The 18,180-nt window shown below is 69.3% G+C and carries 16 protein-coding genes and 1 riboswitch; of the genes, 12 read left to right on the plus strand and 4 right to left on the minus strand.

What is annotated here, in order from left to right; all coding sequences use genetic code 11:
* The first annotated feature begins 33 nt into the window (after positions 1 to 33).
* Entirely contained in the window at positions 34 to 546 is a 513-nt protein-coding gene (locus tag ACZ7MX_RS37370) for a DUF4430 domain-containing protein (RefSeq protein WP_472138866.1), read from the plus strand.
* A gap of 41 nt (positions 547 to 587) precedes the next feature.
* Here the strand turns inward: ACZ7MX_RS37370 and nadA are convergent, their stop codons facing one another.
* Positions 588 to 1,775, minus strand: a complete 1,188-nt coding sequence (nadA, locus tag ACZ7MX_RS37375; protein ID WP_030415445.1) for a quinolinate synthase NadA — start codon at positions 1,773 to 1,775, stop codon at positions 588 to 590.
* A 288-nt stretch (positions 1,776 to 2,063) separates the two neighbouring features.
* Here nadA and erpA point away from each other — a divergent pair, with 288 nt between their 5' ends.
* Positions 2,064 to 2,420: an iron-sulfur cluster insertion protein ErpA gene (erpA, locus tag ACZ7MX_RS37380; RefSeq protein WP_030070025.1), complete on the plus strand. Its 357-nt coding sequence runs from the start codon at positions 2,064 to 2,066 to the stop codon at positions 2,418 to 2,420.
* Between the two features lie 121 nt (positions 2,421 to 2,541).
* Here the strand turns inward: erpA and ACZ7MX_RS37385 are convergent, their stop codons facing one another.
* Entirely contained in the window at positions 2,542 to 4,053 is a 1,512-nt protein-coding gene (locus ACZ7MX_RS37385; RefSeq protein ID WP_472138868.1) for a hypothetical protein, read from the minus strand.
* A gap of 255 nt (positions 4,054 to 4,308) precedes the next feature.
* On the opposite strand from ACZ7MX_RS37385, the gene ACZ7MX_RS37390 reads away from it, so the two are divergent.
* On the plus strand, positions 4,309 to 5,286 hold the full coding sequence (locus tag ACZ7MX_RS37390) for a carbohydrate kinase family protein (protein ID WP_472138870.1): 978 nt from the start codon (positions 4,309 to 4,311) through the stop codon (positions 5,284 to 5,286).
* A 44-nt stretch (positions 5,287 to 5,330) separates the two neighbouring features.
* Here ACZ7MX_RS37390 and ACZ7MX_RS37395 read toward each other — a convergent pair whose 3' ends face one another.
* Positions 5,331 to 6,815 (minus strand): aminotransferase class V-fold PLP-dependent enzyme, encoded by a 1,485-nt coding sequence (locus tag ACZ7MX_RS37395; protein WP_472138872.1) that lies wholly within the window; start codon positions 6,813 to 6,815, stop codon positions 5,331 to 5,333.
* 329 nt (positions 6,816 to 7,144) lie between these two features.
* Between ACZ7MX_RS37395 and ctaC the strand changes: the two genes are divergently transcribed.
* From ctaC to ACZ7MX_RS37415, 4 genes are all read left to right on the plus strand, one after another.
* Entirely contained in the window at positions 7,145 to 8,107 is a 963-nt protein-coding gene (ctaC, locus tag ACZ7MX_RS37400) for an aa3-type cytochrome oxidase subunit II (RefSeq protein WP_391926303.1), read from the plus strand.
* Positions 8,104 to 9,840: an aa3-type cytochrome oxidase subunit I gene (gene ctaD, locus ACZ7MX_RS37405; protein ID WP_472138874.1), complete on the plus strand. Its 1,737-nt coding sequence runs from the start codon at positions 8,104 to 8,106 to the stop codon at positions 9,838 to 9,840. Before ctaC ends, ctaD begins: the two co-directional genes overlap by 4 nt.
* Positions 9,837 to 10,235, plus strand: coding sequence for a cytochrome c oxidase subunit 4 (locus ACZ7MX_RS37410; RefSeq protein WP_235470585.1), 399 nt, complete (start codon positions 9,837 to 9,839; stop codon positions 10,233 to 10,235). Before ctaD ends, ACZ7MX_RS37410 begins: the two co-directional genes overlap by 4 nt.
* Before the next feature lie 152 nt (positions 10,236 to 10,387).
* On the plus strand, positions 10,388 to 11,662 hold the full coding sequence (locus ACZ7MX_RS37415; protein ID WP_472138876.1) for a L,D-transpeptidase: 1,275 nt from the start codon (positions 10,388 to 10,390) through the stop codon (positions 11,660 to 11,662).
* Between the two features lie 43 nt (positions 11,663 to 11,705).
* On the opposite strand, the gene ACZ7MX_RS37420 is transcribed toward ACZ7MX_RS37415, so the two are convergent.
* On the minus strand, positions 11,706 to 12,107 hold the full coding sequence (locus ACZ7MX_RS37420; protein ID WP_030415451.1) for a DNA-binding transcriptional response regulator: 402 nt from the start codon (positions 12,105 to 12,107) through the stop codon (positions 11,706 to 11,708).
* A gap of 274 nt (positions 12,108 to 12,381) precedes the next feature.
* On the opposite strand from ACZ7MX_RS37420, the gene ctaE reads away from it, so the two are divergent.
* From ctaE to trpD, 5 genes are all read left to right on the plus strand, one after another.
* Positions 12,382 to 13,002 (plus strand): aa3-type cytochrome oxidase subunit III, encoded by a 621-nt coding sequence (gene ctaE, locus ACZ7MX_RS37425; RefSeq protein ID WP_006606088.1) that lies wholly within the window; start codon positions 12,382 to 12,384, stop codon positions 13,000 to 13,002.
* Between the two features lie 77 nt (positions 13,003 to 13,079).
* Positions 13,080 to 13,889: a cytochrome bc1 complex diheme cytochrome c subunit gene (gene qcrC / locus ACZ7MX_RS37430; protein WP_201801955.1), complete on the plus strand. Its 810-nt coding sequence runs from the start codon at positions 13,080 to 13,082 to the stop codon at positions 13,887 to 13,889.
* A complete protein-coding gene (gene qcrA / locus ACZ7MX_RS37435) occupies positions 13,886 to 14,947 on the plus strand; it encodes a cytochrome bc1 complex Rieske iron-sulfur subunit (RefSeq protein WP_472138878.1) in 1,062 nt (353 codons plus the stop codon). Before qcrC ends, qcrA begins: the two co-directional genes overlap by 4 nt.
* Entirely contained in the window at positions 14,944 to 16,581 is a 1,638-nt protein-coding gene (gene qcrB, locus ACZ7MX_RS37440) for a cytochrome bc1 complex cytochrome b subunit (RefSeq protein ID WP_310728038.1), read from the plus strand. The genes qcrA and qcrB overlap by 4 nt, the downstream gene beginning before the upstream one ends.
* A gap of 140 nt (positions 16,582 to 16,721) precedes the next feature.
* Positions 16,722 to 17,786 (plus strand): anthranilate phosphoribosyltransferase, encoded by a 1,065-nt coding sequence (gene trpD / locus ACZ7MX_RS37445; RefSeq protein WP_472138880.1) that lies wholly within the window; start codon positions 16,722 to 16,724, stop codon positions 17,784 to 17,786.
* Positions 17,787 to 17,878: 92 nt separating this feature from the next.
* A riboswitch (SAM riboswitch) is annotated at positions 17,879 to 17,996 on the plus strand.
* Positions 17,997 to 18,180 lie beyond the last annotated feature (184 nt).

The raw sequence follows: 18,180 nt of genomic DNA on the forward strand, positions 1-18,180 counted from the left end.
CAAAGCGACGTCAGAACGCGAAAGAGGTAGCCCGTGCTTTCTGCACCGACCGGCAAGGCCGCCCTCGTGCCCGCCGCCGGGCTCGCCTGTGCGCTCGCCTTCGCGCTGGTGGACCCCGCGGTCGCCCCGCGCGCCGTCGCCGTGGCCGCCGCGGCCCACCCGGCGGCCAGCCCGACGCCCAGCCCGACGGCCAGCCCGACCGCCGGACCGCTCGCCGGCGTCCGGGTGGCGATCACCGGCGGGCTCTTCACCGCCAGTCTCGGGATCATCTGGACGACCGGGCACCCCGTCTACGGCCACCCCTGCGCGGCGGCCGGCGGCGCTCCCACGCCGTTCACCGCACTGGTCGACGCCGAGGACGAGTACCACTTCGGGCTGGTGGCGCACTGGGACGCCACCGCGAAGGACTTCGTCGTCGACAACATCCACGGGGATGCCGCCAACGGGAAGAAATGGACCGCGTACGTGAACGACACCAAGATCACGACCGGTCCCTGCGCCACCGCGATCAAGGACACCGACAAGGTCAAGTGGTCCCTGGAGTAGCCGGAGGGGCCGGGCGCACGCCCGGCCCCGGCCCGCCGCCGCTACGGAAGCGCCAGCATCCGCTCCAGCGCCAGCTTCGCGAAGCTCTCGGTCTCCTTGTCGACCTGGATGCGGTTGACGACCTTGCCGGCCGCCAGCGACTCCAGGGCCCACACCAGGTGGGGGAGGTCGATGCGGTTCATCGTCGAGCAGAAGCAGACCGTCTTGTCGAGGAAGACGATCTCCTTGTCCTCGGAGGCGAAACGGTTCGCCAGGCGGCGGACCAGGTTCAGTTCCGTACCGATGGCCCACTTCGAGCCGCGCGGGGCGGCCTCCAGCGCCTTGATGATGTACTCCGTCGAGCCGACGTAGTCCGCCGCCGCCACGACCTCGTGCTTGCACTCGGGGTGGACCAGCACGTTCACGCCGGGGATGCGCTCGCGCACGTCGTTGACCGAGTCCAGCGAGAACCGGCCGTGCACCGAGCAGTGGCCGCGCCACAGGATCATCTTCGCGTCCCGCAGCTGCTCGACGGTCAGGCCGCCGTTCGGCTTGTGCGGGTTGTAGACCACGCAGTCGTCCAGGGACATGCCCATGTCCCGGACCGCGGTGTTCCGGCCCAGGTGCTGGTCGGGCAGGAAAAGTACCTTTTCCCCCTGCTCGAAGGCCCAGTCCAGTGCCCGCTTGGCGTTGGAGGAGGTGCAGATCGTGCCGCCGTGCTTGCCGGTGAAGGCCTTGATGTCGGCGGAGGAGTTCATGTACGAGACCGGCACGACCTGCTCGGCGATGCCGGCCTCGGTGAGCACGTCCCAGCACTCGGCGACCTGCTCGGCGGTCGCCATGTCGGCCATCGAGCAGCCCGCGGCCAGGTCGGGGAGGATGACCTGCTGGTCGTCACCGGTGAGGATGTCGGCCGACTCGGCCATGAAGTGCACACCGCAGAAGACGATGTACTCGGCGTCCGGCCGGGCGGCGGCGTCCCGCGCGAGCTTGAACGAGTCGCCGGTCACATCGGCGAACTCGATGACCTCGTCGCGCTGGTAGTGGTGCCCGAGGACGAAGACCTTGTCCCCGAGCTTCGCCTTGGCCGCGCGGGCGCGCTCGACGAGGTCGGGGTCCGACGGGGCCGGCAGATCACCGGGGCACTCCACGCCGCGCTCGCTCTTCGGGTCGGCCTCGCGGCCGAGGAGGAGCAGCGCGAGCGGGGTCGGCTGGACGTCCAGGGGCTGGGCGGTGGTCACGACACGCACCCTCTCTTCTCTGCAGACAACTCTGAGGCACGCGCCTTTTTGCGGGTGCATGCCTTTTCGTCTATTTGACGCTATCTATCATAGCTGCTTCACGTCACTTTGACGATGGCCATAGTGTCGATGTGACGCATCAGCACCCCGCCGTGTGCGGTAGGCCACCAGTTCCCGGCGGCCGGTGTGCGAGCATGAAAAGAGACAACGCCAAGCCGGAATGAATTCCGGGGCGTCGCCGGTTGCAGCTTGTGGCATCCGATGACAAGCGGTCCGTACAACCCGGGAGAGATGTAGATGAGCGTGCAGGACGAGAAGACCACCGTCAGCGACGGCATCATCCTGTCCGACGCGGCCGCGTCGAAGGTCAAGAGCCTGCTGGAGCAGGAGGGCCGGGACGACCTCGCGCTGCGGGTGGCCGTTCAGCCCGGTGGCTGCTCCGGTCTGCGCTACCAGCTCTTCTTCGACGAGCGTTCGCTCGACGGCGACGTCGTGAAGGACTTCGACGGCGTCAAGGTCGTCACGGACCGGATGAGCGCCCCCTACCTCGGTGGTGCCTCCATCGACTTCGTCGACACCATCGAGAAGCAGGGCTTCACGATCGACAACCCGAACGCCACGGGCTCCTGCGCCTGCGGCGACTCCTTCAGCTAAGGAGTCCGCTCCCACCGAGGAGCATCGGGCAGAAGTACACGAAGGCGGCGTCCCCTCGGGGGCGCCGCCTTCGTCGTGCCGTCACCGCATCCGGCGCGGACTCACCGCATCCGGCACGTCCTCACCGCTTCGGCACGGACTCGCCGGTCGACACGTCGATCACCTTCCGGCCGTCCAGCGGCTTCTGCAGCTCCACGGTCTTGGTGAACTCCCGGGCCATCTTCACGCAGATCTGCCCCGGCTTCTTGTCCCGGGCGGTCACCTTGGTCTTCACGGCGGTGGCCGACTCCTCGACGCTCACCGAGTAGACGCTGCACACCCCGCCCCAGAAGTGCACGGTCAGCTTCCGGCCGCCGTCCCCGACGTCGTACGACTCCAGCGCCATCACACCCGGCTTCCCGGACGGCGGCTTGGGGGTGGGCTCCTTGTGGGCCACGTACTTCGGGTCCACGGCCGGATGCGTCACCGTCGTGGTGGTGGCGTCGGGGCCGTTGCCGGTGCCCGGCTGGCGGACCTTGAACAGCCACGACGGCACCAGCGCCTGGCCGCCGTCCACGTACTGCACCGCGAGCCCGAAGACCGCGCCGGTCACCTCGGCCGGCTGCTGGCCCTTGGTCGGCGCCGGCTCGCAGGGCGCGATCTGGTCGCCCTCGCCGTCCGAGCCGCCCTTGCGGCCGGGCGTCGAGGGGCAGGGGGCGGGCTTGCGGCCGTCGCCCGAGTTCAGCCGCGCCAGCGTCTTGTCCGCGTTCAGCACGGGATAGACCGCGCCCTTGACCGGCTTCGCCAACTGCCCGCTGCCGCCGACCACTTGACCGTCCGAGCCGACCTGCAGATCACTCTGCCAGCCGTACGTCGGCAGCCCGCCGAGCACCGGGTTCGCCGTGACGATCCGCACCGCGCCGGACAGCCCGCTCGCGTCGACCGCGGCGTCCCCCTGGCCGAGCGCCGTCAGCACCGGCCGCACCGCCCGCTTCGCCTTCTCCGGCGACACCGCGCCCGCGCCGCTGCCGTCGTCCCGGGTCGCGATGTCCCCGCCACCGCGGTACGAGGGGCAGCCGGGCCGGCTCGACGGCCCGCCGCCACCGGGCCGCTCCTGCCCGGTCTTGCCCTTGGGGGAGGCGGGCAGCGCGCAGTTCGTACCGCCCGGCGTGCCGTACTTGGAGAACGTCCAGGAACCCGAGCCGCCCTTGTTCACCTGGAGGATCGGCCCGCGGGAGTCCGGGGTGACCTCGCCGACCTTCCAGGTGCTGCCCTCCGACCTGACCTTTCCGGCCACATCCAGCGCCTTCGCCAGCCGTTCCACCGTCTCCCGGCCGACCTCGCCCTTCGGGCGGTACACCGGGGCGGATCCCGGACCGCCCGGCAGCTTCGCCACGGCCCGGTACTTCGCCCCCTGCGGGTTGGGCTCCCCGGCGGCTATCGAGCCGCCCGAATAGCCGTCGAGCGCCAGCGGCGGCGGATTGCCGTGCCCGGAGCCCGGCCCGGAGCCGGCGCCGTCGGACGCGGACGAGGCCCAGTACGCCGCGCCGCCCCCGGCCACCAGCACCGCGGCGGCCATCGAGGCGACGACGAGCCGGGTGCGGCGCGTGCGCTCCTTGGGATCGGTGGTGTCAGGGGTGTCCTCGGCGTTCACCGCATCGCTCCTTCAGCTCCGCTGAACTTCTGACCTGCCTGCCCGCCTGTAGCGGGGACGCCGATGGGACGGACCCGGTCCTGATCCGGTTCCCCGGCGCCCCCGGACGGCGGCCCGGCCGGGCGGATCTACTATGGGAGGGTTTGCGCGGCCACCGGCTGCCAGCTGTCCCGGATGACCGGCGGGTCACCCTCCCGACCGGTACCGTTTCCCCGTCCGCCGCCCCTCACGCCGTCCCACAGGAGCAGACCCGTCGTGCGTATCGCAGTCACCGGCTCCATCGCCACCGACCACCTGATGACCTTCCCCGGCCGCTTCGCCGACCAGCTCGTGGCCGACCAGCTGCATACGGTCTCCCTCTCCTTCCTGGTCGACCAGCTCGATGTCCGCCGGGGCGGCGTCGCCCCCAACATCTGCTTCGGCATGGGCCAGCTCGGCATCCGGCCGGTCCTGGTCGGCGCCGCGGGCACCGACTTCGAGGAGTACCGCGCCTGGCTCGACCGCCACGGCGTGGACACCCGCTCCGTGCGCATCTCCGAGGTCCTGCACACCGCCCGCTTCGTGTGCACCACCGACGCCGACCACAACCAGATCGGCTCCTTCTACACCGGCGCGATGAGCGAGGCCCGGCTGATCGAGCTGCAGCACGTCGCCGAGCGGGTCGGCGGCCTGGACCTGGTCCTGATCGGCGCGGACGACCCGGAGGCGATGATCCGGCACACCGAGGAGTGCCGCAGCCGCGGAATCCCGTTCGCCGCGGACTTCTCCCAGCAGATCGCCCGGATGGACGGCGAGGACATCCGCAACCTCATGGAGGGCGCGGCCTACCTCTTCTCCAACGAGTACGAGAAGGGCCTGATCGAGTCCAAGACCGGCTGGACCGCCGACGAGATCCTGGCGAAGGTCGGCACCCGGATCACCACCCTCGGCTCCAACGGCGTCCGCATCGAGCGGGTCGGCGAGCCCGCCATCGAGGTCGGCGTCCCCGAGGAGAAGACCAAGGCCGACCCCACCGGCGTCGGCGACGCCTTCCGCGCCGGCTTCCTGTCCGGCCTGGCCTGGGGCGTCAGCCTGGAGCGCGCCGCCCAGATCGGCTGCATGCTCGCCACCCTGGTCATCGAGACCGTCGGCACCCAGGAGTACGAGCTGCACCGCAGCCACTTCATGGACCGCTTCACCAAGGCGTACGGCCACGAGGCCGCGGCCGAGGTCCAGCAGCACCTCGCTGCCTGACCCGGCCGACCCGGGCGATCCCGCGCCCGGGCCGTTTCCGCACGTCAGACGCGGCGCCGCACCACGTACGCGGCGCCGCGTTCGGCTGCCCGCTCTCCCACGTACTCCTGGTCGCGCATCCCGCACCAGGCGGGGATGTCCTGCCGGGCGGCCTCGTCGTCGGAGAGCACCGTCACCGTCCCGCCGACCGGCACCTTCCCGATGGCCTTCGCCAGCTCGATGACGGGGATGGGGCAGCGCCGCCCGAGCGAATCGACGACGATGCCTTCCGGCTCTTCCGCCACCGCCCCGGCGGGCTCCTTCGGTTCCTGGGAGTCCCGCGAGACGGCCGGTGCCGGCTCCCGCGCTCCGGCCGCCGGCTGTGCTCCGGCTGTCGGCTGTACCGGCTCCGCCGCCCGCACCCCCAGCCGCTCCCGCACCGACCGCACGACCCCCGGCAGCACCTCCAGGAACCGCTCCACGTCGGCCTCGGCCGTGCCGTACGGCAGGGAGACCCGGACGTTCCCCTCGGTCAGCACCCCCATCGCGCGCAGCACATGGCTCGGCGTCAGCGTGCTGGACGTACAGGACGATCCGGACGAGACGGAAAATCCGGCCCGGTCGAGCTCGTGCAGCAGGGTCTCCCCGTCGACATAGAGACAGGAGAAGGTGACGAGGTGGGGGAGGCGGTGCACCGGATCGCCGACCACCTCCACGTCCGGGACCAGCTCCGGCACCCGGGTGCGGATCCGGTCCACCAGCTCCCGCAGCCGGGCCGCCTCGGTGTCCGCCGCCGGCCCGGACCGCAGCGCGCGCAGCGCGGCCGCGGCCGCGACCACCGCCGGGATGTTCTCGAAGCCCGCGCTCCGGCCGGCCTCCCGCTCGTCCCGCGGCCCCTGGGGCGCGAACCGGGTGCCCTTACGGACCGCGAGGAGCCCGACGCCGGGCGGGCCGCCCCACTTGTGGGCGCTGGCCGCCAGCAGCGACCAGGCGCCGGGCACCGGCCCCCACGCCAGCGACTGCGCGGCGTCCACCAGCAGCGGCACCCCGGCCTCCTGGCACAGCTCGGCCACCTCCTCGACCGGCTGCTCGGTGCCCACCTCGTGGTTGGCGGACTGGACGGCGACCAGCGCGGTGTCCGGGGTGAGCGCCGCCGCGACGTCCCCGGCGGCCACCCGGCCCGTACGGTCCACGGCCAGCTCCGCGACGGTGCCGCCGGCCGCGGCATGGGCCTCGGCGGCGTGCAGGACGGAGGAGTGCTCGACGGCGGAGTGCAGCAGCCGGCGGCCGGCCCGGCGCCGGCCGGCCAGCGCACCGGCCACCCCGGCGTGCACCGCCTGGGTACCCGAAGGGGTGAAAACCAGTTCGTCCGGGCGGCAGCCGACGGCCTCGGCCGCGGCCTCCCGCGCGGCGTCCAGCAGCAGCCGGCCGCGCCGGCCCTCGCGGTAGAGCCGCGCCGGGTCGGCCCAGCCCTCGTCGAGCGAGGCGAGCAGCGCCTCACGGGCGACGGGATGGAGGGGAGCGGCGGACGCGGCGTCGAAGTAGGGCACGTCCCCGACGTTAGTCCCCCGGGCGGCGGTCGGCGGTGCCCCCACCGGAGTGGCCCGTTCCACCCGCCCGCGGACCGGGGCCGGGCAGGCCGTCAGATGCCAGGTGGGAGCGGGTAATCGGGTGTGCCGGGGGCGGCCCGCGACGGGCCCGGCCACCCCTTAGGGGTGGCTCGCGGCGCGTTGGGCACCCTCCCCGCGCGACCCCAAATAGCGTCCAGTAGGGTTTGGTCCGCATAAACATCCAAACCCCTGCCCGACGCAGGGCGGCGACCGACCAGCGAGTAAGGCCGCAGCCGACCGCGCGGGCGAGACTCTCGGGAAGGCGCTACGTGAGTCCCAACGGCTCCGACCGCTCGTCGCGGCGCCCGATGCGGCGGAAGCTGCCGCAGGTGCTTGCTGCGGGCCTGGTCCTGGCGACCGCTACAGGTTGCACATACAAGGACTTTCCCCGCCTCGGCATGCCAACGCCCGTCACCGACGAGGCGCCGCGGATCCTCTCTCTTTGGCAGGGCTCCTGGGCCGCCGCCCTCGCAACGGGCGTGCTGGTGTGGGGCCTGATCATTTGGAGCGTGATCTTCCACCGCCGCAGCAGGACCAAGGTGGAGGTCCCCGCGCAGACCCGGTACAACATGCCGATCGAGGCGTTGTACACCATCGTCCCCTTCATCATCATCGCGGTGCTGTTCTACTTCACCGCACGCGATGAGAGCGCGCTCCTGAAGACTTCCAAGAAGCCGGACCACGTCGTCAACGTGGTGGGCTTCCAGTGGAGCTGGGCGTTCAACTACCTGGAGGACGTGGACGGCAACAAGTCCACCACCAACATCAACTCCAGCGCGCTCTCCGCGATCCCGGACAAGTGGAAGAAGACCGCGCCGGCCGGTGCTGACGGTGTCTACGACACCGGCACCCCGGGCGAGCGCAACCCGCAGACCGGCAACCCGGGCCCGACCCTGTGGCTGCCGAAGGGCGAGACGGTCCAGTTCGTGCTGACCTCTCGTGACGTCATCCACTCCTTCTGGGTGGTGCCGTTCCTGATGAAGCAGGACGTCATCCCGGGCCACACCAACGTCTTCGAGGTGACCCCCAACAAGGAGGGCACCTTCATGGGCAAGTGCGCCGAGCTCTGCGGCGTCGACCACTCCCGGATGCTCTTCAACGTCAAGGTCGTGTCCCCTGAGCGGTACCGGGCGCACCTGAAGGACCTGGCGAAGAAGGGCCAGACCGGATACCTGCCGTCGGGCATCAAGCAGACGGATCACGCCAGGAATGCGGAGACGAAGAACCAGTGAGCATCCTCAACGAACCTCAGGGTGCCGCCGCCGATACGGCTCCGGCTGCACCGCCCGTCCGCAAGAAGCAACCCGGTATCGCTGCCGTGAAGTGGCTGACGACCACTGACCACAAGACCATCGGCACGATGTACCTGGTCACGTCGTTCGCGTTCTTCTGCATCGGCGGCCTGATGGCGCTCCTCATGCGCGCCGAACTGGCCCGTCCGGGTACGCAGCTCATGTCGAACGAGCAGTTCAACCAGGCGTTCACGATGCACGGCACGATCATGCTGCTGATGTTCGCGACGCCGCTGTTCGCCGGATTCGCGAACTGGATCATGCCGCTGCAGATCGGCGCGCCCGACGTGGCGTTCCCGCGGCTGAACATGTTCGCGTACTGGCTGTACCTCTTCGGCTCGCTGATCGCGGTGGCCGGCTTCCTCACCCCGCAGGGTGCCGCCGACTTCGGCTGGTTCGCCTACTCCCCGCTGTCGGACGCGGTCCGCTCGCCGGGCGTCGGCGCCGACATGTGGATCATGGGTCTGGCCTTCTCCGGCTTCGGCACCATCCTCGGTTCGGTCAACTTCATCACCACGATCATCTGCATGCGTGCGCCTGGCATGACGATGTTCCGGATGCCGATCTTCACCTGGAACGTGCTGCTGACCGGTGTGCTGGTCCTGCTGGCCTTCCCGGTCCTGGCCGCTGCGCTGTTCGCCCTGGAGGCGGACCGTAAATTCGGTGCCCATGTATTCGACGCCGCAAATGGCGGGGCATTGCTGTGGCAGCACCTCTTCTGGTTCTTCGGACACCCAGAGGTGTACATCATCGCGCTGCCGTTCTTCGGCATCATTTCCGAGGTCATTCCGGTGTTCTCCCGGAAGCCGATGTTCGGTTACATCGGTCTGATCGCGGCGACGATTTCGATCGCCGGCCTTTCGGTCACGGTGTGGGCGCACCACATGTACGTCACCGGTGGCGTGCTGCTGCCGTTCTTCTCCTTCATGACGTTCCTCATCGCCGTTCCGACCGGTGTGAAGTTCTTCAACTGGATCGGCACGATGTGGAAGGGCTCGCTGTCCTTCGAGACGCCGATGCTCTGGGCGGTCGGCTTCCTGATCACCTTCACCTTCGGTGGTCTGACCGGTGTGATCCTGGCCTCGCCGCCGATGGACTTCCACATCTCCGACTCGTACTTCGTCGTGGCGCACTTCCACTACGTCGTCTTCGGAACGGTCGTCTTCGCGATGTTCTCCGGCTTCCACTTCTGGTGGCCGAAGTTCACCGGCAAGATGCTGGACGAGCGGCTCGGCAAGATCACGTTCTGGACGCTGTTCATCGGCTTCCACGGCACGTTCCTCGTCCAGCACTGGCTGGGTGCCGAGGGCATGCCGCGGCGCTACGCGGACTACCTCGCGGCCGACGGCTTCACGGCGCTGAACACCATCTCGACGATCAGCTCGTTCGTGCTGGGCCTGTCGATCCTGCCGTTCCTCTACAACGTCTGGAAGACGGCGAAGTTCGGCAAGAAGGTCGAGGTCGACGACCCGTGGGGCTACGGCCGTTCGCTCGAATGGGCGACCTCCTGCCCGCCGCCGCGGCACAACTTCCTCACCCTGCCGCGCATTCGTTCCGAATCCCCGGCGTTCGACCTGCACCACCCGGAGATCGCAGCCCTCGACGCGCTGCACAACGGCCACGGCACTGACGAGGACAAGGCCATCGCCGGTGGCAAGGAGGCGGGCAAGTGAAGATCCAGGGCAAGATGTTCATCTGGCTCTCCGTCTTCGTCCTGGTCATGGCGATCGTCTATGGCGTCTGGTCGAAGGAGCCCGCGGGTACCACCGCACTGTTCCTCGCCTTCGGCCTGTGCATCATGGTCGGCTACTACCTGGCCTTCACGGCCCGGCGGGTCGACGCGGGTGCGCAGGACAACGAGAACGCGGAGGTCTCCGACGACGCCGGTGAGCTGGGCTTCTTCAGCCCGCACAGCTGGCAGCCGCTGTCCCTGGCCGTCGGTGGTGCGCTCGCCTTCCTGGGCGTCGTCTTCGGCTGGTGGCTGCTGTACTTCTCGCTCCCGGTGATCCTGGTCGGCCTCTTCGGCTGGGTCTTCGAGTACTACCGCGGCGAGAACCGCACGCAGTAGGCGCTTCAGGCGCCAAAAGCACGGCAACACGCCGTACAGCGGGCCCGGACACCTCAAAAGGTGTCCGGGCCCGCCCCGTTCGGGGCAGCGGGGGCTACCCGTTTGCAGTCCTCCAGCGCGCTGGAGCAGGTGATTCTTCATATTTTTGGGGCATGAGTCACAGACCTCGAACCCGGACGGTGCTGAGCTGCGGCCTCCTGCTCGTGCCCCTCGCGGTGAGCACCGCCGCGTGCGGGGGCTCGGCGTCGGAACCGCTCTCCGCCAATCCCTACGACGCGGGCGACCAGATCACCGCCAACACCCCGGACGGAAAGCAGAAAGCCGACCCCGACAAACCGATCGAGGTCTCCGTCAAGGATGACGACGCGCGCATCACGGACGTCACCGCCACCGATTCCACCGGCCGCTTCGTACGCGGCGAACTGAGCGCCGACGGCAGGCACTGGCGCACCACCGTGCCGCTGGCCGCCGGCACCCGCTACACGGTGCGGGTCAGCACCGAGGAGGAGGACGGCACGCCCGGCCGCAAGACGCTGACGGTGCACACCACCGACGCGGACGGCCAGCTGACCGCCACCTTCGGCCCCGACAGCGGCGAATACGGCGTCGGCCAGCCGGTCACCGCCGAGCTGAGCCAAGCCATCAAGGACCCCAAGGCCCGGGCCGTCGTCGAGAGCGCCCTGAAGGTCGACTCCATGCCGCGCGTCGAGGGCTCCTGGCACTGGGTGGACGACAAGAAGCTGCACTTCCGCCCGAAGGAGTACTGGCCCGCCCACGCCACCATCTCGGTGCACAGCAACCTGGCCGGCCTGAAGATCGCCAAGGGCCTCTACGGCGGCCCCTCCAAGCCCGTCCGGCTCACCACCGGCGACCGCCTGGAAGCCATCACCGACGCGGCGGCGCACCAGATGACCGTGCTGCGCAACGGCACGTCCATCAACACCATCCCGGTCACCACCGGCAAGCCCGGCTTCTCCACCCGCAACGGCGTCAAGGTCGTCCTGGGCAAGGAGAGCTTCGTCCGGATGCGCAGCTCCACCGTCGGCATCGCCGCCGGCAGCTCGGACTCCTACGACCTGCCGGTCTACTGGGCCACCCGGGTGACCTGGAGCGGGGAGTACGTGCACGCCGCGCCCTGGTCCGTCGGATCACAGGGCGCGGCCAACGTCAGTCACGGCTGCACCGGCATGTCCACCGGCAACGCCCAGTGGTTCTTCAACACCGTGCGGGTCGGCGACATCGTCAAGGTCATCAACAGCGGCGGCGACACCATGACGCCGTTCGACAACGGCTTCGGCGACTGGAACATGCCCTGGAAGGAATGGCGCGCCGGCAGCGCCCTCAAGAACAAGGCGTCCAGCACCACAGGAGCCGCCGAGCGCCAGCAGGACCCCGGCTCCGACGCCCGACTGCGCCCGAAGATCTGAAAGGGCCGCCACACGGCTCCCAGCGGCCCTCCAGGCCCGCGCCTCAGACCTGTACGAGGTTCCTGCGGCGCAGCAGGCCGGCCAGGGCGTCGGCGAAGGCCACCGGGTCGATCGGATGGGTCACCGCGGCGTCCGCGCGGCTCCAGGTGGCCAGCCAGGCGTCCTGCGGGCGGCCGATCAGCAGCAGCACCGGCGGGCACCGGAAGATCTCGTCCTTGATCTGCCGGCAGACGCCCATGCCGCCCGCCGGCGCGGTCTCGCCGTCCAGCACGCAGACGTCGATGCCGCCCTGCTCCAGGGCTTCGAGGACCGCCGGTGCGGTGGCGCACTCCAGGATCTCGATCTCCGGGGCATCGGCGGCCGGGCGCCGGCCGGCCGCCAGCCGGACCTGCTCGCGGGTGCCCGCGTTGTCGCTGTAGACCAGCACCGTGGCAGTCGCCTGCATCGTTCCTCCACGCTCTTCGTAGCGGCACAGCATCGGGTGGGGCTGATGGGCCGGATGCTACTCCCGCGGCAGGCCCCGGCAGCAGGGGGCGAAAGGACCGAAGATCTGCCCGACGGCCCGTCAGCGCCGGGCCCGCACGAGCCGGAGCACCGTACCGGCGGCCGGCCTTCCCTCCTTCGGGCGACGCCGGAAATGGGCCGTACGAGCAGGCCATACGTCCTTGACACACCGAACGGCACCCCCCGGAGTGAGGGCGGGATAAGCGACCGACATAATGTCGGTCGTGGCGACAGCAACGACAGTAGAAACCGGGCACGCGCACCCGTCGGTCAATCGGCCGAACCTCACCAGCGTCGGAACCATCATCTGGCTGAGTTCCGAGCTGATGTTCTTCGCGGCCCTCTTCGCGATGTACTTCACCCTTCGATCCGTGACCGGAGAGGCTTATTGGAAGGAATCGGCCAGTGCGCTGAACCTTCCGTTCTCCGCGACCAACACCACGATCCTGGTGCTCAGCTCGCTGACCTGCCAGCTCGGCGTTTTCGCGGCCGAGCGCGGCGACGTCAAGAAGCTCCGGGCCTGGTTCGTGGTCACCTTCATCATGGGTGCCATCTTCATCGGCGGTCAGGTCTTCGAGTACACCGAGCTGGTCAAGCACGAGGGCCTGTCGCTCTCGTCCGGCCCGTACGGCTCGGTGTTCTACCTGACCACCGGCTTCCACGGACTGCATGTGACGGGCGGTCTGATCGCCTTCCTGCTGGTCCTGGGCAGGACGTACGCGGCCAAGAGGTTCACCCACACGCAGGCCACCGCGGCCATCGTCGTGTCCTACTACTGGCACTTCGTCGATGTCGTCTGGATCGGCCTCTTCGCCACGATCTACCTGATCCGCTGACCGGTCCGACCGGACCCGCAGATCAGACAGACATAGCCAAAGCATCGACGCAGAAGATCCTGACACCGGGGTAATCCGTGAAAAAGCTCTCCGCACGACGGCGCCATCCGCTGGCGGCGCTCGTCGTCCTACTCTTCGCGCTGGCGGTCACCGGGGGGCTGTACGCCGCGTTCGCGCCGGCGGACAAGGCTCAGGCCGATGACACCGCCCAGTCCCTTGCCATCAAGGAGGGCAAGAAGCTCTACGCCGTGGGCTGTGCCAGCTGCCACGGCACCGGCGGTCAGGGCACGTCCGACGGCCCGAGCCTGGTCGGTGTCGGCGCGGCAGCCGTCGACTTCCAGGTCGGCACCGGCCGCATGCCGGCCCAGCAGCCCGGCGCCCAGGTGCCGCGGAAGAGGCCGATCTACAACAACGCCCAGCGCGAGCAGCTGGCGGCCTACGTCGCGTCGCTGGGTGCCGGCCCCACCATCCCGGAGAAGTCGCAGTACAACTCCGAGGGTGCCGACATCGCCAAGGGCGGCGAGCTGTTCCGCACCAACTGCGCGCAGTGCCACAACTTCACCGGTAAGGGCGGCGCCCTCACCGACGGCAAGTTCGCACCGACGCTCGAGGGCGTGGACCCCAAGCACATCTACGAGGCCATGGAAACCGGCCCGCAGAACATGCCCTCCTTCGGTGACGGCTCGCTGAGCAAGCAGAACAAGAAGGACATCATCGCGTACCTCGGCGCCGTCAACGGCGATGAATCCGAGAGCCCCGGTGGCCTCGACCTCGGCGGTCTCGGTCCGGTCAGTGAGGGGCTCTTCGGCTACATCTTCGGCCTGGGCGCGCTGGTCGCGGTCGCCATCTGGGTCGCAGCCCGGACTACGAAGGCCAAGAAGTCATGAGCGAGACTGGACGACACGAAGACGTGCCAGAAGAAAACCTGCCCGTTGAGCGGGAGGCTCACGAAGGCGCGGTGCGCCCGGCGGACGACCCGTTCGCCGACCCGGGCCTGCCGGCCCACGAGCACCGCAAGCAGGACATCGACGAGCGGGCCGCCAAGCGCTCCGAGCGCACCGTCGCCCTGCTCTTCCTGGTGTCCATGATTGCCACGGTGGCCTTCATCGCCGCCTATGTGGCCATCCCGATCGACAAGATCGTCTACATCTGGCCGATCGGCCACATCAGCGCGCTGAACTTCGCGCTCGGCCTGACGCTGGGTGCCGCCCTGTTCTGCATCGGCGCCGGCGCGGTCCACTGGGCCCGCACGCTGATGTCGGACGTGGAGGTCGCCGACGACCGCCACCCGATCGAGGCCAGCCCCGAGGTCAAGGCCAAGGTCCTGGCGGACTTCAAGGTGGGTGCCGAGGAGTCGGGATTCGGCCGCCGCAAGCTGATCCGCAACACGATGTTCGGTGCGCTGGCCCTGGTGCCGCTCTCCGGTGTCGTCCTGCTGCGTGACCTCGGGCCGCTGCCCGGGACGAAGCTGCGCACGACGAACTGGAAGAAGGGCGTTCGCCTCGTCAACCAGTCCACCAACCTCCCGCTGCGTCCCGAGGACATCGCGGTCGGCTCCCTGACCTTCGCCAAGCCCGAGGGCCTGGAGGAGGACCAGGAGGACTTCAACGAGAAGATCGCCAAGGACGCCCTGATGCTCGTGCGGATCCAGCCGCAGAACATCAAGGACAAGCAGGAACTCGCGTGGTCCCACGAGGGCATCGTGGCCTACTCGAAGATCTGCACCCACGTGGGTTGCCCGATCAGCCTGTACGAGCAGCAGACGCACCACGTGCTCTGCCCCTGCCACCAGTCGACGTTCGACCTCTCCGACGGCGGTCGGGTGATCTTCGGCCCGGCCGGACACGCCCTGCCGCAGCTGCACATCACGGTGAAGGACGGCTTCCTGGAGGCCGCCAGCGGTTTCGAGGAGCCCGTCGGCCCGAGCTTCTGGGAGCGCGGATGAGTAACGAAACAAGCGCGACCACCACGCGCCGCGGCCAGGCGCCGCGGGGCGAGCGGATCGCCGACTGGGCGGACGGCCGGCTGGGCATCTACAGCCTCGCCAAGTCCAACATGCGCAAGATCTTCCCGGACCACTGGTCCTTCATGCTGGGTGAGGTCGCGCTCTACAGCTTCATCATCATCATCCTGACCGGTGTCTACCTGACGCTGTTCTTCCACCCGAGCATGGCCGAGGTGACCTACCACGGGTCCTACGTGCCCATGCAGGGGATCCGGATGACCCAGGCCTTCGAGTCGACGCTGGACATCAGCTTCGACGTCCGGGGTGGTCTGCTCATCCGCCAGATCCACCACTGGGCGGCGCTGGTCTTCCTGGCCGCGATGATGGTCCACATGATGCGGGTGTTCTTCACCGGCGCCTTCCGCAAGCCGCGCGAGGTCAACTGGCTGTTCGGCTTCCTGCTGCTGGTGCTCGGCATGTTCACCGGCTTCACCGGCTACTCGCTCCCCGACGACCTGCTCTCCGGCACCGGCGTGCGGTTCATCGAGGGCGTCATCCTGGCGATGCCGCTGGTCGGTTCGTACCTGCAGATGTTCATCTTCGGCGGCGAGTTCCCCGGGCACGACATCATCCCGCGGTTCTTCACGGTGCACGTGCTGCTGCTTCCGGGCATCATGCTCGGCCTGCTGGTGGCGCACCTGATCCTGGTCTTCTACCACAAGCACACGCAGTTCCCGGGTGCCGGCAAGACCAACACCAACGTCGTCGGCATGCCGCTGCTGCCGGTCTACATGGCCAAGGCCGGAGGCTTCTTCTTCCTGGTCTTCGGCGTGATCTCGGTGATCGCCGCGGTCGCCAGCATCAACCCCGTGTGGGCCATAGGGCCGTACCGGCCGGACCAGGTCTCCACTGGTGCGCAGCCGGACTGGTACATGGGCTTCGCCGAGGGCCTGGTCCGTGTCATGCCGGGCTGGGAGTGGAACTTCTGGGGCCACACCATCAACTTCGGTGTGCTGATCCCGATCCTCCTCTTCCCGCTCGTCCTGGTCGCCATCGCGGTCTACCCGTTCGTCGAGTCCTGGGTCCGCGGTGACAAGCGCGAGCACCACATCCTGGACCGCCCGCGCAACGTGCCCACCCGCACCGGCTTCGGTGTGGCCTGGCTGATCGCGTACTTCGTGATGCTGATCGGTGGCGGCAACGACCTGTGGGCGACCCACTTCCACCTGTCGATCAACTCGATCACCTGGTTCGTCCGGATCGCGTTCTTCGTCGGGCCGGTGCTGGGCTTCATCGCCACCAAGCGGATCTGCCTGGGTCTGCAGCGGCGCGACAAGGACAAGGTGCTGCACGGCCGCGAGTCCGGCATCATCAAGCGCCTGCCGCACGGCGAGTTCATCGAGGTCCACGAGCCGCTCGACCAGGAGCAGCTGCACTTCCTGACGCAGCACGAGCAGCCCGAGCCGCTGGAGCTGGGCCCGGAGGTCGACGAGAACGGCGTCCGCCGCAAGATCAAGCGGTCGCAGAAGCTCCGCGCCAAGCTCTCCAAGAGCTACTACGGCGAGGACAACGTCATCCCCAAGCCCACGGTCGAGGAGTACAAGGAGATCACCAGCGGCCACGGCCACCACTGATCCCTTGCGCGCCTCGTAGCGCACCGTAGGTAGTACGCCACCCAGAGGGCCCCGTCCGCACGTCGGACGGGGCCCTCCGGCATATCGCCCCTCTCGATAGGGTGACGACATAAGCAGGACACAGACCAGGAGCGTGGACCATGAACGTTGTGACCCCGGTCGGCGGCGACAGCGTGGCGGCCCACACCTGGCCGGGCATCCTGAACGCCCTGCTCGACGGCCGCGACCTCACCGCCGACGACACCGCCTGGGCGATGGACCGGATCATGCGGGGCGAGGCCAGCGACGCCCAGATCGCCGGCTTCGCGGTGGCCCTGCGTGCCAAGGGCGAGACCGTCGCGGAGATCTCCGGCCTGGTCCGGACGATGTACGCGCACGCCCGGCTGATCGAGGTCCCGGGCCCCAGCGTCGACATCGTCGGCACCGGCGGCGACGGCGCCAAGACCGTCAACATCTCCACGATGTCCTCGATCGTCGTGGCCGGCACCGGAGCCAAGGTCGTCAAGCACGGCAACCGCGCCGCGTCCTCCGCCAGCGGCGCCTCCGACGTCCTGGAGAAGCTCGGCGTCAACCTCGACCTCACCCCGCAGCGGGTCACCGAGGTGGCCCAGGAGGCCGGCATCACCTTCTGCTTCGCGGTGAAGTTCCACCCCTCCCTCCGGCACGTCGCCAACGCCCGCGGCCAGCTCGGCATCCGCACCACGTTCAACGTGCTCGGCCCGCTGACCAACCCCGCCCGGGTGAAGGCCCAGGCGACCGGCGTCGCGGACGCCCGCATGGCGCCGATCCTGGCCGGCGTGCTCGCCGAACGCGGTTCGTCCGCCCTCGTCTTCCGCGGCGACGACGGCCTCGACGAACTGACCACGACGGCCACCTCCCGGGTCTGGATCGTGCGGGACGGCACGGTCCGCGAGGAGTCCTTCGACCCCCGCGACGTCGGCATCCCGCTCGTCCCCGTCGAGGCGCTGCGCGGCGCGGACGCCTCGTACAACGCGGACGTCGCCCGCCGGCTGCTGGACGGCGAGACCGGCCCGGTCCGTGACGCGGTGCTGCTGAACTCCGCGGCCGCGCTCGCCGCGCTGGAGCCGTCGGACGCCCCGCTGGCCGACCGCATCCGCCTCGGCATCGAGCAGGCCGCCGCGTCGATCGACTCGGGCGCGGCCAAGCGGGCGCTGGAGCGCTGGGTGGCCGCCAGCAACGCCTGAGCGGCCGGTGACGCAGGGTGTGACGCAGGGCTCAGTCCGTCATATGGACTGAGCCCTTGCGCGTAAATGCTCTTGTGGCATGATGCTGCGCAGGTCACGAGTGACAGCGACACAGGCCCCGGCCCGCTGTCCGGCAACCCTCCTTCCGTGGCGGGGTGCCCCGGGTGATGACCAGGCCGCAGGCAGCGAGGTCTGCGGCAAGCGCGGATCCCTCGCCAGGGATCCTGGTCCTCGAGGGAGAACTTCCGTGAATCAGCGAATGCGATAGGGCTCAACGGCCCCTTTTCCGCACCCTTTTTCCTTTTCACGCTGCGCCCCGCGCCGCGCGCTTCGGCACACCCGAAAGCGCCGCACGCGCCTCTGCCCCGCAGCGAATTCGCTTACGCCTCACGGG

It is taken from the genome of Streptomyces sp. NPDC107765 (genome assembly GCF_055657085.1).